The sequence below is a fragment of the Micromonospora sp. NPDC005806 genome, from assembly GCF_042871425.1.
Lineage (GTDB): Bacteria > Actinomycetota > Actinomycetes > Mycobacteriales > Micromonosporaceae > Micromonospora.
The window spans coordinates 75,619-92,548 of the sequence record NZ_JBIAIL010000025.1; the positions used below are offsets into that span (position 1 = coordinate 75,619).

The 16,930-nt window shown below is 74.3% G+C and carries 20 protein-coding genes; 8 read left to right on the forward strand and 12 right to left on the reverse strand.

Annotated elements, in window-relative coordinates:
* Positions 1-58: 58 nt before the first annotated feature.
* The 7 genes from ACFYOS_RS23855 to ACFYOS_RS23885 all read right to left on the reverse strand — a co-directional run bounded on the left by ACFYOS_RS23855 (position 59) and on the right by ACFYOS_RS23885 (position 7,028).
* Positions 59-1,525, reverse strand: coding sequence for an NADH-ubiquinone oxidoreductase-F iron-sulfur binding region domain-containing protein (locus ACFYOS_RS23855; RefSeq protein ID WP_387145565.1), 1,467 nt, complete (start codon positions 1,523-1,525; stop codon positions 59-61).
* The gene (locus tag ACFYOS_RS23860) at positions 1,522-3,006 is read right to left on the reverse strand and encodes a hypothetical protein (protein ID WP_387145568.1); all 1,485 of its coding nucleotides are present in this window, start codon (positions 3,004-3,006) and stop codon (positions 1,522-1,524) included. Before ACFYOS_RS23860 ends, ACFYOS_RS23855 begins: the two co-directional genes overlap by 4 nt.
* 146 nt (positions 3,007-3,152) lie before the next feature.
* Positions 3,153-3,776: a response regulator gene (locus ACFYOS_RS23865; protein ID WP_387145571.1), complete on the reverse strand. Its 624-nt coding sequence runs from the start codon at positions 3,774-3,776 to the stop codon at positions 3,153-3,155.
* Positions 3,777-3,780: 4 nt separating this feature from the next.
* The gene (locus tag ACFYOS_RS23870; RefSeq protein ID WP_387145574.1) at positions 3,781-4,929 is read right to left on the reverse strand and encodes a sensor histidine kinase; all 1,149 of its coding nucleotides are present in this window, start codon (positions 4,927-4,929) and stop codon (positions 3,781-3,783) included.
* Between the two features lie 30 nt (positions 4,930-4,959).
* Positions 4,960-5,766, reverse strand: a complete 807-nt coding sequence (locus ACFYOS_RS23875; protein ID WP_387145577.1) for an ABC transporter permease — start codon at positions 5,764-5,766, stop codon at positions 4,960-4,962.
* A gap of 29 nt (positions 5,767-5,795) precedes the next feature.
* Positions 5,796-6,686, reverse strand: coding sequence for an ABC transporter ATP-binding protein (locus ACFYOS_RS23880; protein WP_387145579.1), 891 nt, complete (start codon positions 6,684-6,686; stop codon positions 5,796-5,798).
* Positions 6,687-6,788: 102 nt separating this feature from the next.
* A complete protein-coding gene (locus ACFYOS_RS23885) occupies positions 6,789-7,028 on the reverse strand; it encodes a hypothetical protein (RefSeq protein WP_387145680.1) in 240 nt (79 codons plus the stop codon).
* On the opposite strand from ACFYOS_RS23885, the gene ACFYOS_RS23890 reads away from it, so the two are divergent.
* From ACFYOS_RS23890 to ACFYOS_RS23900, 3 genes are read left to right on the forward strand one after another with little or no spacing between them, the layout of a single operon-like run.
* Positions 6,922-7,362: a TetR/AcrR family transcriptional regulator C-terminal domain-containing protein gene (locus tag ACFYOS_RS23890; protein WP_387145582.1), complete on the forward strand. Its 441-nt coding sequence runs from the start codon at positions 6,922-6,924 to the stop codon at positions 7,360-7,362. The two genes, ACFYOS_RS23885 and ACFYOS_RS23890, sit on opposite strands and share 107 nt — an antisense overlap.
* A gap of 58 nt (positions 7,363-7,420) precedes the next feature.
* Positions 7,421-8,269: an alpha/beta hydrolase gene (locus ACFYOS_RS23895; protein WP_387145585.1), complete on the forward strand. Its 849-nt coding sequence runs from the start codon at positions 7,421-7,423 to the stop codon at positions 8,267-8,269.
* A 53-nt stretch (positions 8,270-8,322) separates the two neighbouring features.
* Positions 8,323-9,459: a site-2 protease family protein gene (locus ACFYOS_RS23900; protein ID WP_387145587.1), complete on the forward strand. Its 1,137-nt coding sequence runs from the start codon at positions 8,323-8,325 to the stop codon at positions 9,457-9,459.
* Here the strand turns inward: ACFYOS_RS23900 and ACFYOS_RS23905 are convergent.
* Positions 9,456-10,097, reverse strand: coding sequence for a maleylpyruvate isomerase family mycothiol-dependent enzyme (locus ACFYOS_RS23905; RefSeq protein WP_387145590.1), 642 nt, complete (start codon positions 10,095-10,097; stop codon positions 9,456-9,458). The two genes, ACFYOS_RS23900 and ACFYOS_RS23905, sit on opposite strands and share 4 nt — an antisense overlap.
* A gap of 83 nt (positions 10,098-10,180) precedes the next feature.
* Between ACFYOS_RS23905 and ACFYOS_RS23910 the strand changes: the two genes are divergently transcribed.
* Positions 10,181-10,630 carry a MarR family winged helix-turn-helix transcriptional regulator gene (locus tag ACFYOS_RS23910; protein WP_387145593.1) on the forward strand — a complete coding sequence of 150 codons (450 nt, stop codon included), beginning with the start codon at positions 10,181-10,183 and terminating at the stop codon, positions 10,628-10,630.
* 27 nt (positions 10,631-10,657) lie between these two features.
* Here the strand turns inward: ACFYOS_RS23910 and ACFYOS_RS23915 are convergent, their stop codons facing one another.
* The gene (locus tag ACFYOS_RS23915; protein WP_387145676.1) at positions 10,658-11,929 is read right to left on the reverse strand and encodes an FAD-binding protein; all 1,272 of its coding nucleotides are present in this window, start codon (positions 11,927-11,929) and stop codon (positions 10,658-10,660) included.
* 17 nt (positions 11,930-11,946) lie between these two features.
* On the reverse strand, positions 11,947-12,711 hold the full coding sequence (locus tag ACFYOS_RS23920) for a hypothetical protein (protein ID WP_387145596.1): 765 nt from the start codon (positions 12,709-12,711) through the stop codon (positions 11,947-11,949).
* Positions 12,712-12,766: 55 nt separating this feature from the next.
* Here ACFYOS_RS23920 and ACFYOS_RS23925 point away from each other — a divergent pair, with 55 nt between their 5' ends.
* From ACFYOS_RS23925 to ACFYOS_RS23935, 3 genes are all read left to right on the forward strand, one after another.
* Positions 12,767-13,147, forward strand: coding sequence for a hypothetical protein (locus ACFYOS_RS23925; RefSeq protein ID WP_387145599.1), 381 nt, complete (start codon positions 12,767-12,769; stop codon positions 13,145-13,147).
* 87 nt (positions 13,148-13,234) lie between these two features.
* On the forward strand, positions 13,235-13,543 hold the full coding sequence (locus ACFYOS_RS23930) for an ArsR/SmtB family transcription factor (protein WP_387145602.1): 309 nt from the start codon (positions 13,235-13,237) through the stop codon (positions 13,541-13,543).
* Positions 13,544-13,546: 3 nt separating this feature from the next.
* The gene (locus ACFYOS_RS23935; RefSeq protein WP_387145605.1) at positions 13,547-14,077 is read left to right on the forward strand and encodes an SRPBCC family protein; all 531 of its coding nucleotides are present in this window, start codon (positions 13,547-13,549) and stop codon (positions 14,075-14,077) included.
* A 43-nt stretch (positions 14,078-14,120) separates the two neighbouring features.
* Here the strand turns inward: ACFYOS_RS23935 and ACFYOS_RS23940 are convergent, their stop codons facing one another.
* Entirely contained in the window at positions 14,121-15,326 is a 1,206-nt protein-coding gene (locus ACFYOS_RS23940) for an FAD-dependent monooxygenase (protein WP_387145609.1), read from the reverse strand.
* A gap of 71 nt (positions 15,327-15,397) precedes the next feature.
* Here ACFYOS_RS23940 and ACFYOS_RS23945 point away from each other — a divergent pair, with 71 nt between their 5' ends.
* A complete protein-coding gene (locus ACFYOS_RS23945) occupies positions 15,398-15,985 on the forward strand; it encodes a TetR/AcrR family transcriptional regulator (protein ID WP_387145611.1) in 588 nt (195 codons plus the stop codon).
* A 125-nt stretch (positions 15,986-16,110) separates the two neighbouring features.
* Here the strand turns inward: ACFYOS_RS23945 and ACFYOS_RS23950 are convergent, their stop codons facing one another.
* A complete protein-coding gene (locus tag ACFYOS_RS23950; RefSeq protein WP_387145614.1) occupies positions 16,111-16,761 on the reverse strand; it encodes a biliverdin-producing heme oxygenase in 651 nt (216 codons plus the stop codon).
* Between the last annotated feature and the right edge of the window lie 169 nt (positions 16,762-16,930).

Here is a 16,930-nt window from a genome sequence, read left to right on the forward strand (position 1 = left end):
GTCGGGCACCGCCCGGCCCCCGCCGTTCGTCGGGCGTCCGCGTCTCCGCTGACGTCGGCTACTCGGCCTTGACCAGCCGCAGCGCGAGTTCGGGACAGACCTTGACCGCCTTGAGCGCGCCCTGGCGCAGCCAGGTGGGCACCGGGGTGGCGGGGAAGGCGGGGTATCCGTTGCCGTCGAGCCGGATGAAGTCCGGCACCACGTGGGCGCAGAGCCCGTGACCGTCGCAGCGGGACCAGTCCAGGGTGAGCTTCTGCGGGTTGGCGTCGGGTGCCCCGGGCAGGCCCAGCACGCCCGTCACCCGCTTGCCGCAGCCCTCGCCGGTGGCGTGCAGCCGAAGGTCCTCGGCGAACACCTCCACGGCGGAGAGGGCGAAACGCGCGGTGCCGTCCGGGTGGCTGCACGCCCCGCGCCCCTTCACGTTCCCGGCCGCGGCCCGGACCACCTCGATCGGGGCGCTGCCGGAGACCGCGAGGTCGACGGCGCGGGCCAGGTCGGGCAGGCCCATCTTGCACGGCCCGCACTGCCCGGCGGACTCGCCGGCCAGGTATCGGACCACCTGGGCGGCCTCGCCGAGCGGGCAGGTGTCCCCGCTGAGCGGGACGATGATCCCGGCGCCGAGGGTGCCGCCGACGGCGGCGAGGCCCGTGCGCGACACCTCGGCCCGGTCCGCCGCCTCCGGGGTGATCCACTTGCCGTGGTAGCCGCCCATCAGGATCCCCGGCCCGTCGGGCACCTCGCACAGTTCGAGGATCTCCCGCAGCGGGGTGCCGGCGGCGCACTCCACCACCGCCGGGCGCTTCGCCGCCCCGGTGACGGTGAGCAGCACGGTCCCCGGCTCGTCGTCGGTGCCGAGCGCGGCGTACTCGTACGGGCCGATGCGGGCGGCGACGGCCAGCTGGGCGAACGTCTCGGCGTTGGAGAGCAGGGTGGGCAGCCCGTTGACACCCGAGTCGCTGGAGCGCCTCTTGGTGCCGGGCGGGATGTGCGGCAGACCGTTGATGCCGTTGACCAGCGCGCCGCCCTCGCCGGAGATGAACCGGTGCGGCACGGTGACGATGCTGGTCGGTACCGGCATCCGCCGCTCCTGCAGCGCCTCGGTGAGCGACGGCCGGCCGACGTCGTCGTCGGCCACGCCGATCACGATCTCCTCGGCATCCAGCGCGTACGCGGCCAGCGCCGCGCCGTCGAGGATGAGGTGCGGGGCGCGGGTGAGCAGCACCTTGTCCTTCCAGCTCGCCGGCTCGCCCTCGGTGGCATTGACCACCACCACGGCGGAGAGGTCCTGCCGCTCGCCGGACTCCAGCACCGCGCGCAGCTTGCGGGCGAACGGGAAACCCGCCCCGCCCTTGCCCTTGAGGTCGATCGCCTCGGCGAGCCGGAGCAGCGCGGCCGGTTCCATCGGCCCGATCGGCCCGTGCACGTGCTCGTGGGCCGTCAGGTCGAGCCGGCCGAAGTCGGCGAAGCCGGCGGTGAGCCGCGGCTCGCCGACGCACGCCACCGGCGGCACGGTCGTCCGGATCACTTCGCCTCACCGCGCAGCCCGGCCCAGTACGCCCCGTCCACCGCGTCGGCGTTGGCCCGCCGCCGCCGGGTGGACCGGCTCTCCCCGGACGCCCGCAGCGCCCGGCGGGAGGCCAGGTCGACCAGGGTCGGGGTGTCGTCCACGAACGCCGCCTCGGGGGCGTACCGGGCCGGCGGACGCCAGTAGTCCGGTTCCTCCGGCACGTCCTCCTCGACGCTGTGCCGCCCGCCGCCGCTGGGCGGCCCCGCCGAGATCCGGCTGCCCGACACGGGCCCGCCGGAGATCGGGCCGGCCGAGACCGGTTCGCCGGAGACCGGCCGGGTCCCCCACCGGCGCGGGCTGTCCCACGGCTCCTCCGGCTCGTCGGCCCGCCGGGGCGGGGACGAGTAGCGGGCGGCGGCGTCCTCGGCGGACCGGAACCGGCGGGTGGTCCGCTCCTCCTCGTCCCGGTAGCGGCGGGCCGGCCGCTCGGCGTCGCGGCGGCGGCCCGCCGGAACCGGCTCCTCCCCGCGCCGGCGGCGGGCGGCCGCCGCCCGGACCGGCTCGCGCAGCGACCCGGGCTCCGGCACCACCGGTACGGCGAACCGCTCCGGGTCGCGGCGGCGGGCGGTGCCGGCCGGCGCGGTCCAGGTGGTGGAGGACTCCACCCAACTGCCCTCCCGGCCCCGGGCCGGCTTGCTCTCCTCCTTGCCGGCGGCCCGCGTGCGGGTCAGGCCGGCGAGCCGGCCCGTGCTCTCCGGCCGGCCGGTCATCGCCTGGTTCAGGGCGGCGGCCTGGTGCTGCTCCCGGCTGCGCCTGCCGAGGTGGACGGAGAGGCGGACCAGCAGCGCCACCAGCACCAGCAGAACGCAGGCGAGGTAGCTGACCACCACCCAGGTGTTCGCGGCCCGGCCGGCGTTCAGCCCGTGGACCAGCGCGAACGGCCAGGAGACATACGCCATCGAGTGCAGGGCCCGCCAGAACCACTTGGGACCGACGCCGGCGAAGCGCACCCGGATCAGACCGGTCCAGAGCACGCTCACCATGAGGAAGGAGGCGACCGTGCCCAGCCCGACGTAGAGGCCGCTGCCGCCGATGAACGGCACGATCGCGTCGGTCGGCCCGGCCCGGCCGATCGAGATCTTCGTGATGATGTGGACGACCAACCCCGCCACACCGAGGATGCCGGTGGCCCGGTGCGCCGACTGGAGCAGCACCCGGTGCCGGATGAGCAGCACCAGCCGGTCCGTGGCGAGCAGCCCCAACATCACGGTGAGGCTGAGGGAAACCAGGGCGACCACCCCGGCGAAGAACTCGGTGAAGAAGAATCCGTACGCGTACATGGCGCTGCCCGCGCCGGCCAGCTCGATGCCGGCCCACCCGATGGCGAGCGCGGACCCGCCGAGCGCGACCACGGCGGGCTTCGACATGGTCCGGGCGCCACGGCTGCTGCTGGTGGTCCGGACCGTCAACGGCTTCTCGTGCTGCTGTGCCCGGGCCATCTGCTCCTCGATCGTCTCGCGGCGGCGCCCCCACCGACCGCACCCTGCTCCCTCCTCCGGTACGGACGGACGGCGCGCACGGATCAGGGGCGGTGGCGAATTTCTCGACCGGTCCGTCGAACCGGCCGGCGGCCGCACCCCTCCTTTCACGCGCCGAGCAGCCAGCCGTTCTCCTCGGCGGCCCGGACCGCGTCGGCCCGGTTGCGGGCTCCGGTCTTGCCGATCGCCGAGGAGAGGTGGTTGCGGACCGTCCCCTCGGAGAGGTGCAGCGTCGCGGCCAGGTCGGCGACCGTCCCGCCGCCCCGGGCGGTACGCAGCACCTCGGTCTCCCGCTCGGTGAGCGGGCTCGGCCCGGTGGCCAGGGTCTCCGCCGCCAGGGTCGGATCGACCACCCGCAACCCGGCGTGCACCCGGCGCACCGCGTCGGCGAGCTGCCGGGCCGGGGTGTCCTTGACCACGAACCCGTTCGCGCCCGCCTCCATCGCCTGGCGCAGGAAGCCGGGGCGGCCGAAGGTGGTCACCACCAGCACTCGGCAGGCGGGCACCGCGGCCCGCAGCGCGGCGGTGGCCGCGATCCCGTCCAGGCCGGGCATCTCCACGTCCAGCAGCGCCACGTCGGGCCGGGTCCGGCGGGCCTCGGGGACCACCTCGTCGCCCCGGCCCACCTCGGCGACGACGGTGAGGTCCGGCTCCAGCGACAGCAGCGCGGCAAGGGCCCCCCGGACCAGCGCCTGGTCGTCGGCGAGCAGCAGCCTGATCGGTTCGCTCATCCGGTCATCCTCCGTCCCGCTCGCCGGCCCCGGCCGGCAGGGCCACCCGGAGCAGGAAGCCTCGGCCGCCGGGACGACGGACGACGGTGACGGTGGCGTCCAGCCGCCGGGCCCGCTCGCGCAACCCGACCAGGCCGTGCCCCGCCGCGTCCGGCTCGCCGGCCGGCCCCCGGCCGTCGTCACGGATTTCCACCGCCGCGGGGTTCACCCGGATCTCGCAGCGTCGCGCCCCGCTGTGCCGGACCACGTTGGTCACGCCCTCGCGGACCGTCCAGCCGAACAGCTCGTCCCGCTCCGCCGGCAGCGACGGCGCCGACTCCGGCAGCTCCGCGGCGATGCCCGCGGCGGCCAACGCCGAGCGGGCGCCGGCCAGCTCCGTCGCCAGGTTCACCCCCCGGTACGCCCCGACGGTGCCGCGCACGTCGGCCAGGGCCAGCCGGGCCAGCCGCTCCACATCCGCGATCTCGGTGGCCGCGCGGGCCGGGTCCAGCTCCAGCAGCCGCCCGGCCAGCTCGGCCTTGACCGCCACCACGGTCAGCGAGTGCCCGAGGATGTCGTGCAGGTCCCGGGCGGTGCGGGCGCGTTCCTCGGCCACCGCCAGCCGGCCGATCTCCTGCTGGGCGGCCTGGAGTTCGGCGTTGCGCTGGGCCAGCCGGGTCACCCCGAACATCGCGAAGGAGGCGAGCACCACCGCGAAGACCACGGTGCCCTCGGGCTCCCAGGCGGGCACCAGCGCGGCGGTGACCGGCGGGGCCAGCGCGGCGAGGACGACCACCACCATCGCCTCGCGGGTGGGCAGCAGGAACACCGCCGCGGCGGCGACGAAGACCAGTGTGGTCAGCCAGCTCCCGTCGGTGCCCGGGATGCCGGCGAGCCCGAGCCCGAGCAGCGCCGCCAGGGCGGTCCAGGCCCGGTCACGCGGGATGCCGCGGTGCGCCTGCCGGCGGCCGCGCGCCCACTGGAAGACCGCGACGTAGAGCACGCCGAAGGCGAGCAGGGTGGCGGCGCCGACCACCCGCCGCCAGAGCTCGGCCTGGTGCAGGGCGGTGAGCAGCGGGATGTTGAGGAAAAAGAGCCAGACGGCGGCGAGCAGCCAGCCGGTGACCCGCCAATGGGTCACCGGCCGCTGGGTACGCTCCGACGGCACGGCCACGACGAACACGCTAGCCTCCGCCGCCGCGGGTCAGACGCGGGTGGTGTCGCGGCGGAACAGCCGGGCCGCGCCGAGGCCGAAGAAGGCGGTCCAGGCGGCGATGTTGCCGACCGCCACCCAGTCCATCCCGTTGCCTGTCAACGGGGACCGGGCGAGCTGGCCGACGCCGTACACCGGGGTGAACTTGGCGATCTGCTGCATCACGTGGGGCAGCATGTCGAGCGGGAAGAACAGGCCGCCGAACATGGCCAGGATCGCCAGCACCGGGCCCATGAACTGCATGACGTTCTCGGCCGGGGCGAGGTAGCCGACGAAGAGGCCGAGCGCGGCGAAGACCAGCGAGCCGAGCCACGCGGTCAGCCCGGACTCGATCCAGACGTGCACCGGCAGCCGGACTCCGGAGGCGGCGCCGACGGCGAACTCGACCAGCACGCCGAGCAGGCCGAGCACCATCGCGGCGGCGACCTTTGTGGTCACGTACGCGGCCGGGCGCAGCGGGGTGAGCCGCAGCTGCCGGCTCCAGCCCAGCGCCCGCTCGGTGGCGACCGCCGCCCCGGCACTGGTGGTGGCGACCATCGCCGCGTATACGGCGAGGCTGATCATGATCCAACCGGTGACCGGCATGCCGTTGTCCAGGTGCTGACCGCGCTGCGGCAGGCCGAAGAGGAGGAAGAAGACCGCCGGCATGATCAGGATGAACACCAGGGTCCGGCGGTTGCGCAGCACCCGGCGGATCTCGATGCCGAGCACGGCGGCGGAGAACCCGCCCAGGGCGGGCGGCCGGCGGTCGTCGGCCCGGGTGGACGAGGCGGTGGTGGGCGAGGCGGTGACGGTCATCTCAGGCTCCGGTCTCAGCGGGTCGGCGGTCAGGCGGCGGTGGTCAGGGCGAGGAAGGCGTCCTCGAGGTTGCGCGAGGTGATCTCCAGGTCCCGGGCGTCGGTCCGGGTCAGCAGGTGCCGGGCCACGAGGTCCGAGTTCTCGGTGTGGACCAGGATCGCGTCGCCGCGTACCTCGACCGCCTGCACACCCGGGAGCGCGGCCAGCGCGGCCTGGTCGGCGCCGGGCAGGGTGGCCCGGACGAGCCGGCCGGCGGCCAGGTTCTTGATCTCGGCGGTGGTGCCGTCGGCGACCACCCGGCCCTGGCGGACCAGCACGATCCGATCCGCGTACGCGTCGGCCTCGTCCAGGTAGTGGGTGGCGAAGAGGACGGTCCGGCCGGAGCGGGCGTCGGCCCGGATCGCCTGCCAGAAGTCCCGCCGGCCCTCGACGTCCATCCCGGTGGTCGGCTCGTCCAGCACCATCAGGTCCGGGTCCGGCAGCAGCGCCAGGGCGAACCGCAGCCGCTGCTGCTGGCCGCCGGAGCACTTGCCCACCGACCGGTCGGCGATGTCGGCGATGCCGGCCCGTTCCAGCACCTCGGCCACCGGCCGGGTGTAGCCGTAGAAGTGCGCGGTCATCCGTACCGTCTCGGCGACGGTGAGGTCCTTGAGCAGTCCGCCGGTCTGCATCACGGCGGCGACCCGGCCGAGCCGGACGGCGTCGGCCGGCGTGCCGCCGAAGAGCCGGACCGTGCCGGCGTCCGGGCGGGCCAGGCCGAGCAGCATGTCCACCGTGGTGGTCTTGCCGGCGCCGTTGGGGCCGAGGAAGGCGACCACCTCGCCCGGCTCGATCCGGAGGCTGAGTCCGTCGACGGCGGTCACCGGGCCGAAGGTCTTGGTGATTCCGGCCAGTTCGACGGCCGGTGCGGTGTCGGTCATGACAAGAATATTGCGGCCGGCGGGGCCAGGTGCCGCGGAGCGCGCGTCACCTTTGGACCATGACATTTGTCAGGCCCGCCCCGGGCCGGCCGGGCGGGTCGGTCAGTGCCCCTCGCGGGCCCGGCGGGGCAGCAGGAACGCGCCGAGGAGGGTGACCAGCAGCAGGCCCAGCTCCGCGACGAGGGTGACCCGCACCGCGTGCGACACGCCGTGACCGATTCCGTCGAAGAAGACGGTGCCGAGCAGGGCGACGCCGAGCGCTCCGCCGAACGCCACGCACACCGAACTGGCGCTGGCGTCGCTGGCCACCATTCCCACCGGACCGAACGCGCTGCGGGTCACCGACGGACTGCTCGCCATCCTCCGCGCCGGCGGCGTGCCGCCGCAGCAGGCCGCGTGGTTCCTCGACCGGCTCTTCCTCTACATCGCCGGGGACGCCTACGAAGGCGCCCTCTACGCGGAGAAGGTCCGCGCCGCGGGGCAGGACCAGGAGACCTGGTGGGCGCGGATGCGCGAGCAGCTCAGCGGGTACTACGGGAGCCTGCCGGCGAACCGCTACCCACACCTGCGGGAGCACCTGGACGCGCTGCTCGCCGGCGACGGCGACACCCGCTTCGACTTCGGCCTCGACCTGCTGATCCAGGGCGTCGCCGGGTACGTGCCACGCCGGGAGTGACGGCGGCCGGGCCGGGTAACCGCCCAGAGTCCGCGCACCGCGACACCGGGAGGCCACCATGGCGGCACCGACGGGACGGGTCGACACGATCGTGCTGATTCACGGGCTCTGGATGACTTCGCGCAGCTGGGAACACTGGGTCGACCGGTACCAGGCACGGGGCTTCCAGGTGCTCACCCCGGCCTGGCCCGGGATGGACCGCGAGGTCGAGGAACTGCGGGCGGACCCGACGCCGATCGCCGGGCAGCGGATCGCCGACATGGTCGACCACTACGCGGCGATCATCCGGGACCTGCCCCGACCGCCGATCATCATGGGGCACTCGTTCGGCGGCCTGATCACGCAACTGCTGCTCGACCGGAGGCTGGGCGCCGCCGGGGTCGGCGTGCACCCCGCCCCGGTCAAGGGCGTGCTGCGGCTGCCGCTCACCACGCTGCGCTCCGCGTTCTCGATCCTGCAGAATCCGGCGAACCGGCACCGCGCGGTGCCGTTCAGCAAGGAGGACTTCCGGTACGCCTTCGGCAACACGCTCAGCCCCGAGGACTCCGACGCGGCCTGGGAGCGGTACGCCGTACCCGGCGCCGGCCACGTCCTGTTCGAGGCGGCGTTCGCCAACCTGAACCCGGACGCGGCCACCGAGGTGGACAAGAGACGGGACGACCGGGCACCGCTGCTGCTGACGGCCGGGGGCGCCGACCACGTGGTGCCCCCGTCGGTGGTGGTCGCCAACGCCAATCTCTACCGGAGTTCGACCGCGCTAACCGGGTTCCGCTGCAACCCCCACCGGTCACACTTCGTGGGCGGCGAGCCGGGCTGGGAGGAGGAGGCCGACTTCGCGCTGGAGTGGGCGGTCGAGGCGGCGAACGAGTTCTCGCCGACGGTGGTCAGCGAGGCACCCGGCCGATGATCGCAGGTTGATATCGGTGGCATGGCGGGCCGGCGTCGGGGTATGCCCGGCGTATGAGGGCGAGCTTCCGGCTTGGCCGGATCGCGGGCGTACCCGTCGGGGTCAACTGGAGCGTCCTGGTCATCTTCGTGCTGATCGCCTGGGCGCTCTCCGCCAGCCTGTTCCCACGCTCCTACCCCGGTCACTCCGCCTTCGCCTACCTGGTGGCGGGGTTGAGCGCGGCGGTGGTGTTCTTCTTCGGCCTGCTCGCCCACGAGGTGGCGCACGCGGTGATCGCCAAACGCAACGGGATCGAGGTCGAGGGGATCACGCTCTGGCTCTTCGGCGGCGTCTCCGAGCTCAAGGGCGAGGCGCGGGATCCGGGCGCCGAGTTGCGGATCGCCGGGATCGGGCCACTGGTGAGCCTGCTGCTCGGGCTCTTCTTCGCCGCGATCGCCGTGGTGATCTCTCTCTCGGGTGGGCACGGTCTGCTGCTCGGCGCGCTGTCCTGGCTGGCCGGCATCAACGTGCTGCTGGCGATCTTCAACGTGCTGCCGGCCGCGCCGCTGGACGGCGGGCGGCTGCTGCGCGCGGTGGTGTGGAAGGCCACCGGCGACCGGACCAAGGCGTCGGTGGTGGCCGCCCGCGCCGGGTGGGGGCTGGGCATCCTGCTGATCGGCCTCGGGCTCTGGCGGTTCCTGGCGGGGGCGGGCATCGGCGGGCTCTGGCTGGCGTTGATCGGCTGGTTCCTGATCGGCGCGGCGGGGATGGAGGAGCGCCAGGCGAAGATGGGCAGCGCCCTGCGCGGCATACGCGTGTCCGAGGTGATGACCCCGCAGCCGCAGACCGCCTCCAACGAGATGACCGTCGCCGACTTCGTGGACCACTACCTCTTCGCGTACCGGCACTCGGCGCTGCCGCTGACCGAGGACGGGCGGCCGGTCGGGCTGGTCACCCTCGACCGGGTACGCGGCATCCCGGCCGATCGCCGCGCCGCCACCACCCTCGGCGAGGTGTCCTGCCGGGCCGACGAGCTGGTGCTCGCCTCCCCGGACGAACAGCTCACCGACCTGCTCCCCCGGCTCAACCAGTGCGCCGACGGCCGGGCCCTCGTGGTGACCGACCAGCGGCTGGTCGGGATCGTCTCGCCCAGCGACATCAGCCGGGCGGTGCAGCGCGGCAGCATGCGCGACCAGATGGCCCGGCGTTAGCCCGGCGAGGAGGACAGCCGGGCGGTGAGGTCCGGCACGCCGGGACCGGTCAACTCGCCGACGGCCGCGTACCGCCCGGTGAGCAGGAGCAGGAGTGCCCCGATCGGCCCCTCCACCCCGAGGCCGCGCCCGACCGACCAGTCGTGGTCGACGGCGGTGAGCGCGAAGCCGTCGAGCCGGCGGCGGGCGTGGAACGGCCAGCCCATGGTCCAGACCCGGGTAGCGGCGGTGGCGGCGGCCACGGTCGGCATCGGACGGCTCCGGCCGAGCGGCACGACGATGTCCTGGCCGTGCACGAGGATGTCCAGCAGCGGCTCCAGGTCGCTCACCAGCGGCGCCGTACGGCGGGAGCCGACCATGCCGCGCAGGCGGGTGGCGTACCGCTCGACGGGCAGCCGGGCCTCGCGCAGCGCGCTGTCGCGGACCATGCGGTCGAAGTCGCCGTGGGCGCGCAGCATCGCCACGGCCGCGGGCAGGATGCCGGTGTGGGCGAGCGTGAGGTGCGCGGCGACCTCGCGGACCCGCCAGCCGGTGCAGAGGGAGGGGACCTCCCACTCCTGCGGCGCCAGGTCGTCGAGCAGGTCGGCGAGGCTCGCGCGCTCGTCGTCGATGGTCCGCCAGATGTCGTCACGGTTCATGTCCGCCCCCTGGCCGGCGACTTGATTTGGTACGATTCTCTGACCAATATTCGTCAGAATATCTGACCGAGTCAAGGGGTGTCATGGGCGCGGGACCCGCCGACGACGAGCTGAACCTCGGGCTGCTCTGCTTCATCGCGTACCGGGCCGTGGAGACCCGGGTGTTCGACGCCGTCGCCGCCGCCGGCTTCGACGACGTGACCGTGGCGCAGGGCCGCGTGTTCGCCCGGATCGGCCCGGCGGGCACCCGGGTCACCGAGCTGGCCGAGCAGGCCCGGATCACCAAGCAGACCGCCGCCTTCCTCGTCGACCAGCTCGAACGCGGCGGCTACGTCCGCCGGCTGCCCGACCCGTCCGACGCCCGCGCCCGGCTGGTGACCATCACCGAGCGCGGCGAGGCCGCCGTCGCGGTGGCGAGGGCCGCCGAGGCGGAGGTCGAGGCCGAGTGGACCCGGCACCTCGGCCGGCAGACCACGAGCCAGCTTCGCCGTGCCCTCAGCCGGCTCCAGGAGATCACCGACCCGTACCGGTGACGGATCTCGGCGGAAGCGCGCGACCCATTAGGCGCGGGGGAAGTACCGGTCCAGCTCCTCGGTGCGGAACTTCCCGGCCGGGTCGAACTCACGCAGCAGGGCGCGGAAGTCGTCGTACCGCAGGTAGGTCGCGGCCGGATTGCGGAGGAAGAGCTTGCCCCAGTGCGGGCGCGGCGCGAAGGGTGCCAGCCGCTCCTCCACCTCGGCCAGCACCGGCGTCACCGCCGCCGGGTCCCCGATCCAGGTGAAGTGGATCGCCACGCTGTCCCGCTCGTGGTTCGGGCTGAGCCACAGCCCGTCCGCCGCGACCGTCCGCAGCTCGCAGACCTGGAGGACGGCGGCGATCCGCGTGGCGGCCGGATCCAACGCGGCAAGCGCCGCACCAGCCGCGGTGCGGGGCAGGTGCCACTCGGACTGGAGTTCGTCGCCGCTGCTCGGGGTGAAGCCGAGCCGGAAGTGCGGCAGCCGCTCGTGCCACGGCCCGGGCTCGCCGAGCTGGGCGGTGCAGTTCACCGCCGGCAGGCCGAGCACCGGGTGGCACGCCACCTCGGCGGCGGTGGTGCCGAGCCAGTCCGCCAGGGGCGGCGGCTGGTCGGCCCGCTGCTTCAGCCACACCTGGTCGAGCCGGGACGACCGCCAGCCGGTGAAGGCGCTCACGCTGTACGCCGCGTCGAACGCGGCGTCGAGGGCGTCGCGGGGCAGGCCGAGCCGGACGTACTGCCGGACGCCGAACGTGGGCACCACGTCCAGGGTGACCCGGGTGACCACGCCCAGCGCGCCGAGGTTGACCACCATCCCGGCGAACCGCGGATCGGCGCGGTCCACGGTGAGCAGGTCGCCGTCGGCGGTGACCAGCTCCAGGGCGGCCACGGCGGTGGCCAGGTTGCCGTTGGTCGGGCCCGAGCCATGGGTGGCGGTGGCGACCGCCCCGGCCACCGAGATGTGCGGCAGCGACGCCAGGTTGGTCACCGCGTACCCCTCGGCGTGCAGCCAAGTGGCGAGGTCGCCGTAGCGCAGGCCGGCGGCGACGGTGACGGTGCCCCGGTCCCGGTCCAGCGCCACCGTGGGCGGCAGCCCGGCCACCGAGACCAACTCGCCGGTGGTGTCGCCGAGCCGGTTGAACGAATGCCCGGTGCCCACCGCCCGCACCCGGTCGGTCCGGGCCACCAGCCCACGCAGTTCATCCACCGTGGACGGTCGGTGGCGCCGCGCGGCGCGGTAACGGACGTTGCCCGCCCAGTTCCGGTCTGCGACGGAGGCCGGTTCGCGGCGGTCGGCGGCGGGCGGCCGGGCGGGGATCGGGGCGGCGCCGTCGGTCACGCGGAGGTCGTCCGATCGGTCGGCGTGTCACTGTCGGTCAGGGCGGCGCTGAGGGCGTCGAGCGCCACGTCCACCTGGCCGGTGTTGTACCCCCGCAGCGCGACCAGCAGACCGGCGGCCCGGGCCTGCTCGATCTCGGCCCGGGCGGCCCGGCGCTGCGCCGTTCCGCCCTGGGCGAGGGCGTCCTGAGCGTGGCGCACCAGTCGGTCCACCTCGCGAACGTCGTAGCCGCGCAGCCCGATGGTGAAGTCGAGGTCCACCCCGCTGAGCGGGGTACGCGCGTCGATGAACCGGCCGCCCGACCATTGGGTCAGCGCCGTCGCCACCTCGTCCGGGCTCTCCCGCACCTGGGTGAGATCGAGCAGTTCCACGGCGGGACGGCCGTCGTACGGATGCCGGACGGTGGCGGGCAGACCCGACGGCAGGCCGGGTCCGGGCACCCCGACCAGCCGGCCCGCGTCGTCGATGGCGAGCGCGTCGAACTGCTCCCACCGGTACGTCCCGCGCAGCCTCGGCCGGCGCACCTCCAGCCCGTCGGCACCGATCACGAAGCGGAACGGCCGCAACGCGCCGACCAGCACCTTGACGCCGATCAGGACGGCGCCGACCGCGACCAGCCGGCGCAGCAGCCCCTCGCCGGCGACGGCGAGGACCATCACGCCACCCGCCACGCAGACGATGGCCAGTGGCAACGCTCCCCGACTCCGGTGCAGCTCCACGTTCCACCCCCGTACCTCGACGCCATGGTCCGGGTGCATCATCCGTCAACCTGTCAAGCGACGGTTGCCCCGGCCCAACGCGGGGAACCCTGAACGGATGAGCAGCTACCGCGACCCGACCCTCCGCGGCGACGTCCACCCGTCGGAGGAGGAGATCGATCCGACCGGCGTGGGCCTCGACCCGGACGGGGCGCCGTCGACGCACGCCACCCCGCCGACGCCCGCCCCGACCCCCACCCCGGAGCCCGAGCCGGGTCCACCTCCGGGACCCGGTCCGGCGCCCCGGGCGTACTCGATCGTCACCCGCCACCTGGACGGGTCCACGGAGGTGGTGACCGACCTGGACGGGGACGGCGTCGCGGACGTGGTCCACGTCGACCTCGACGGCGACGGCGTCCCGGACGTCACGTACCTGGACAGCGACCACGACGGCCGGTTGGACACGGTGCGGCACAACTTCGACGGTCCGGCCCGCTGAGCGCGGACAGGTCGAGCACCTGGAGGTGGTCCTCGGGACTCGGTGTATGCCTTGACAGACATATGATGCTGGAGGCATATTTGAGTGGTGTCCGTCGACGCCTTCGCCGTTCTGGCCGAGCCCACCCGACGCCGCATCCTTGACCGGCTGCGCCGGGCGGAGAGCAGCGTCGGGGATCTGGTGGACGCGCTGGGGATGAGCCAACCTGCCGTCTCCAAGCACCTGAAGGTGCTCCGCGAGGCCGGCTTCGTCACCTGCCGCATCGCGGCCCAGCAGCGGATCTACCGGATCGACACCCGCGGGCTGCGGGCCGTGGACGACTGGCTCGGGCCCTACCGGCGGATGTGGGCGGAGCACCTCGACGCCTTGGAGCGCCACCTCGACAGTCAGGAGTGACCGATGGACCGCGACAACTTCCGACCCGGCCCGCTCGCCGAGGTCGCCCGCGTACCGGCCGACGACCGGTGGGACCTGGTGTTCGTCCGGGACCTGCGGCACCCGCCGGAGAAGGTGTGGGCCGCGCTGACCGAGCCGGACCAGCTCGCCCGCTGGGCGCCCTTCCTGACCAGCCGCGACCTCGGCACGCCGGGCGACGCCACGCTCAGCACCGTCGACGGCGACCAGACCTGGCCCGAAACGGCGACCGTGTTGCGGGCCGAGCGACCGTCGCTGCTGGAGTACACCTGGGGCGACGGGCTGCTGCGCTGGGAGCTGAGCCCGACGGGGACCGGCACCCGGCTGACCCTGCGACACCGGATCGACAAGCCCGAGCTCGCCCCGATGATGGCGGCCGGCTGGCACCTCTGCCTGGATGTCGCCGGCCACCTGCTCGACGGCGACCCGGTCGGCCCGATCCGCGGGGGCGAGGCGAAGGCCTTCGGCTGGGACGAGCTGCGCGACGCGTACGCGGAACGCCTGGACCAGGCCTGAGCGGCGGCGCGGGGTCCACCTCGGCGGACCCCGCGGCCCGGGCTCAGGCCGTGCGGGCCGGCACGTCCGGCAGGGTGATCGCGGTGGCCGCCTTGCGGATCGGCTCGGTGACCCGGCGGATCATGCCCTCCCGGCCGGGCAGGTGCGGCATGAGCCGCAGCATCAGGGTCTGGAACCGGATCTGCGCGGCCGAGCCGAGCACCATGCCCTTCAGGTTCCGCTCGGCGAGCTGCTGGTTCGCGGCGACGAACGGGCGCATCCGGCGCTCGTACGCGGCGAACCCGGCAGCCGGGTCGCCACCCGCCTCGGCCAGCGACGCGGCCAGCACGTAAGCCCCGACGAGGCTGAGGCTGGTGCCCTGCCCGGACGCCGGCGAGGCCCCGTAGCCGGCATCGCCGACCAACCCGATCCGGCCGGTCGACCAGCGGTCCATCCGCACCTGGCTCATCGAGTCGAAGTAGAAGTCCGGCGCGTCCGCCATCGCGGCCAGCAGCTCCGGCACCCGCCAGCCGGCCCCGGCGAACGACCGGGCCAGCGCGGCCCGCTGCGCGGCCACGTCGCGGTGGTCGGGCTCCTCGGCCGGCGACGGGAAGAGGAAGAGCGCCCGGGCGTCCGGCGCGCCGGCGGTCCGGTAGACGCCGACCGTGCGCCCCGGAGCCGGGTGCATCAGCTCGACGCGCTCCTCGGCGTACTCGGCCGGCACCGTGAAGATGGCAATGTGGTGCCCGAGCGGGCGCAGGTGCGCCGACCCGGGACCGAACGCCAGCCGGCGCACCGTCGAGTGCAGGCCGTCGGCGCCGATCACCAGGTCGAAGCGGCGGCTCGGCCCCCGCTCGAAGGCGACCTCCACGCCGTCGGCGGACGGGTTCAGCGCGGCGATCGAGTCGTCGAAGAGGTATTCGACGTCCTGCGTGGCGTCGATGAGGATGCGGGCCAGGTCACCGCGCATGATCTCGGCGTCGTCCCCCTCCCGGCCGCCGAAGAGCGCGGCGTCCATGGTGGCGAGCTGCCGCCCACCGCCGTCCACGAAGCGGGCCAGCCGCATCCCGGTGTCGTGTCGGGCCACCTGCTCGCGCAGGCCCATCCGCTCCACAACGGTCAGGGCCGCGCCCCGGATGTCCACCTTGTAGCCCCCGGAACGGGGGGCCGGGGCCCGCTCGACGACGGTCGGACGGAAGCCGTGGCGGCGCAGCCACCAGGCGAGCGCGGGTCCGGCGACGCCGCCGCCGGAGATCAGCACATCGGTCATGCCGCAGACGGTACAGGCGTGTTAGACATTTGTGCAAGACGGTTGTTCAAGAAGTTCGCTACGCTGTCGGCATGGGAAATCGGGAGGACCTGCTCGCCGGGGCCAAGCGCTGCCTGATGGAGAAGGGCTACGCGGCCACCACCGCGCGCGACGTCGCCACCGCCGCCGGCACCAGCCTGGCCGCCATCGGCTACCACTTCCGCACCACGAAGGCGCTGCTCAACGAGGCCCTCTTCGAGGCCATGGCGGAGTGGGGCGAGGAACTGGACCGCGCCCTGGCCCACGACGCCGGTCCGGACGCCACACCGGAGCAGCGGTTCGAGGCGGCCTGGACGCGGATCATCGAGTCCTTCGCGCGGCTGCGACCGCTCTGGGCCATTCAGTTCGAGCTGATCGCCCAGATGGACCGGGCCCCGGAGCTGCGCGAGGCGTTCGCCGGCGTCACCCGGCAGGCCCGGCTCGGCCTCGCCGAGGTCTTCCACCGGCTCGACCCGGACGCCGACGAGCCCACCGCGCTCGCGGTCGGCTCCTTCTACCAGTCGCTGCTCGGTGGAGTGGCGGCCCAGTGGCTGGTCGACCCGGAGACGGCGCCGACGGCGAAGGAGCTGACCCTGGCGCTGCGGACCGTGACGGCGGAGTTCCACGCCGGCCAGGGCTGACCGCGGTCAGCCTCGCGGTCCCCCGGTCCTGCAGGGTCGGGCGGCCAAGGTGGCGGTCATCTTCGGCGGCAGCGCCGGGGGGCGGAAGCTGTTGCCGGCGTACGCCTGCCCGACGTGACCGCGGGTCAGGCCGCGGCGGGGTCGGTGCTCCCGTGGCGGAGGAACGGCGTGGCGGCCCGGCCGATGAACGTGAAGGTCTCCCGGGCGGCATCGGTCGCCTCGCGCAGCTCCTCGGGCGACCATTCGCGAGCAGCGACGGCGCGGCGGAAGTCGCGCCAGTCGCGCCCCGGCACCCGGCCGCTGCGGCGGAAGAACCCCGTCGCCGCCCCCTCGGCCAGTCCGAGGCACCGTTCCACGGTGGGGGCGATGACGCTGCCGCCCAGGGCGCTGCCGAGCAGGACGTACCGCCCGCCCACGGCGCGGGCCGGGGTGTCGAACCGGACACCCGGCGGTTCGTCGGAGGAGGGTGCGTCGGGCACTACGGCCGAGTCGGCGGCGAGGGCGGCCAGGTCGGCCCGGAGCAGCTCGGCCGCCTCGCCGAGCCGGGCGTCGAGCCGCAGCCCCGACCAGTCGGCGGCGGCGAGCTGCCGCTCCAGCGGCGCCCAGGAGGCGAGCATCGCGGACAGGACGGCCACCAGGTCCGCCCGCTCGCGGATCCGGCCGGGCAGGGCCAGGTGGCGCTCCAGGGCGAGGTGGTGCTCGCGGGTGCCGGTGCGCAGCGCGGCCAGCATGGGCGACACCCCCTCCCGGCGGGCGGGCTGAGCCGGTTTCGACATCCGGCAAGTATGCCTGCCGGCGCGGCGCGGTTTTCGCGACGCACTCCCGTCGATCGTACGGATCGGCCGCGCCGTATCACATCCATCGGCGTCGCGCCCGCCCCGCCGGTCACCAACGATCCATATTCGGCGATTTATCGCCGCAGCCCGGAGAAATGCGGAACCGTGC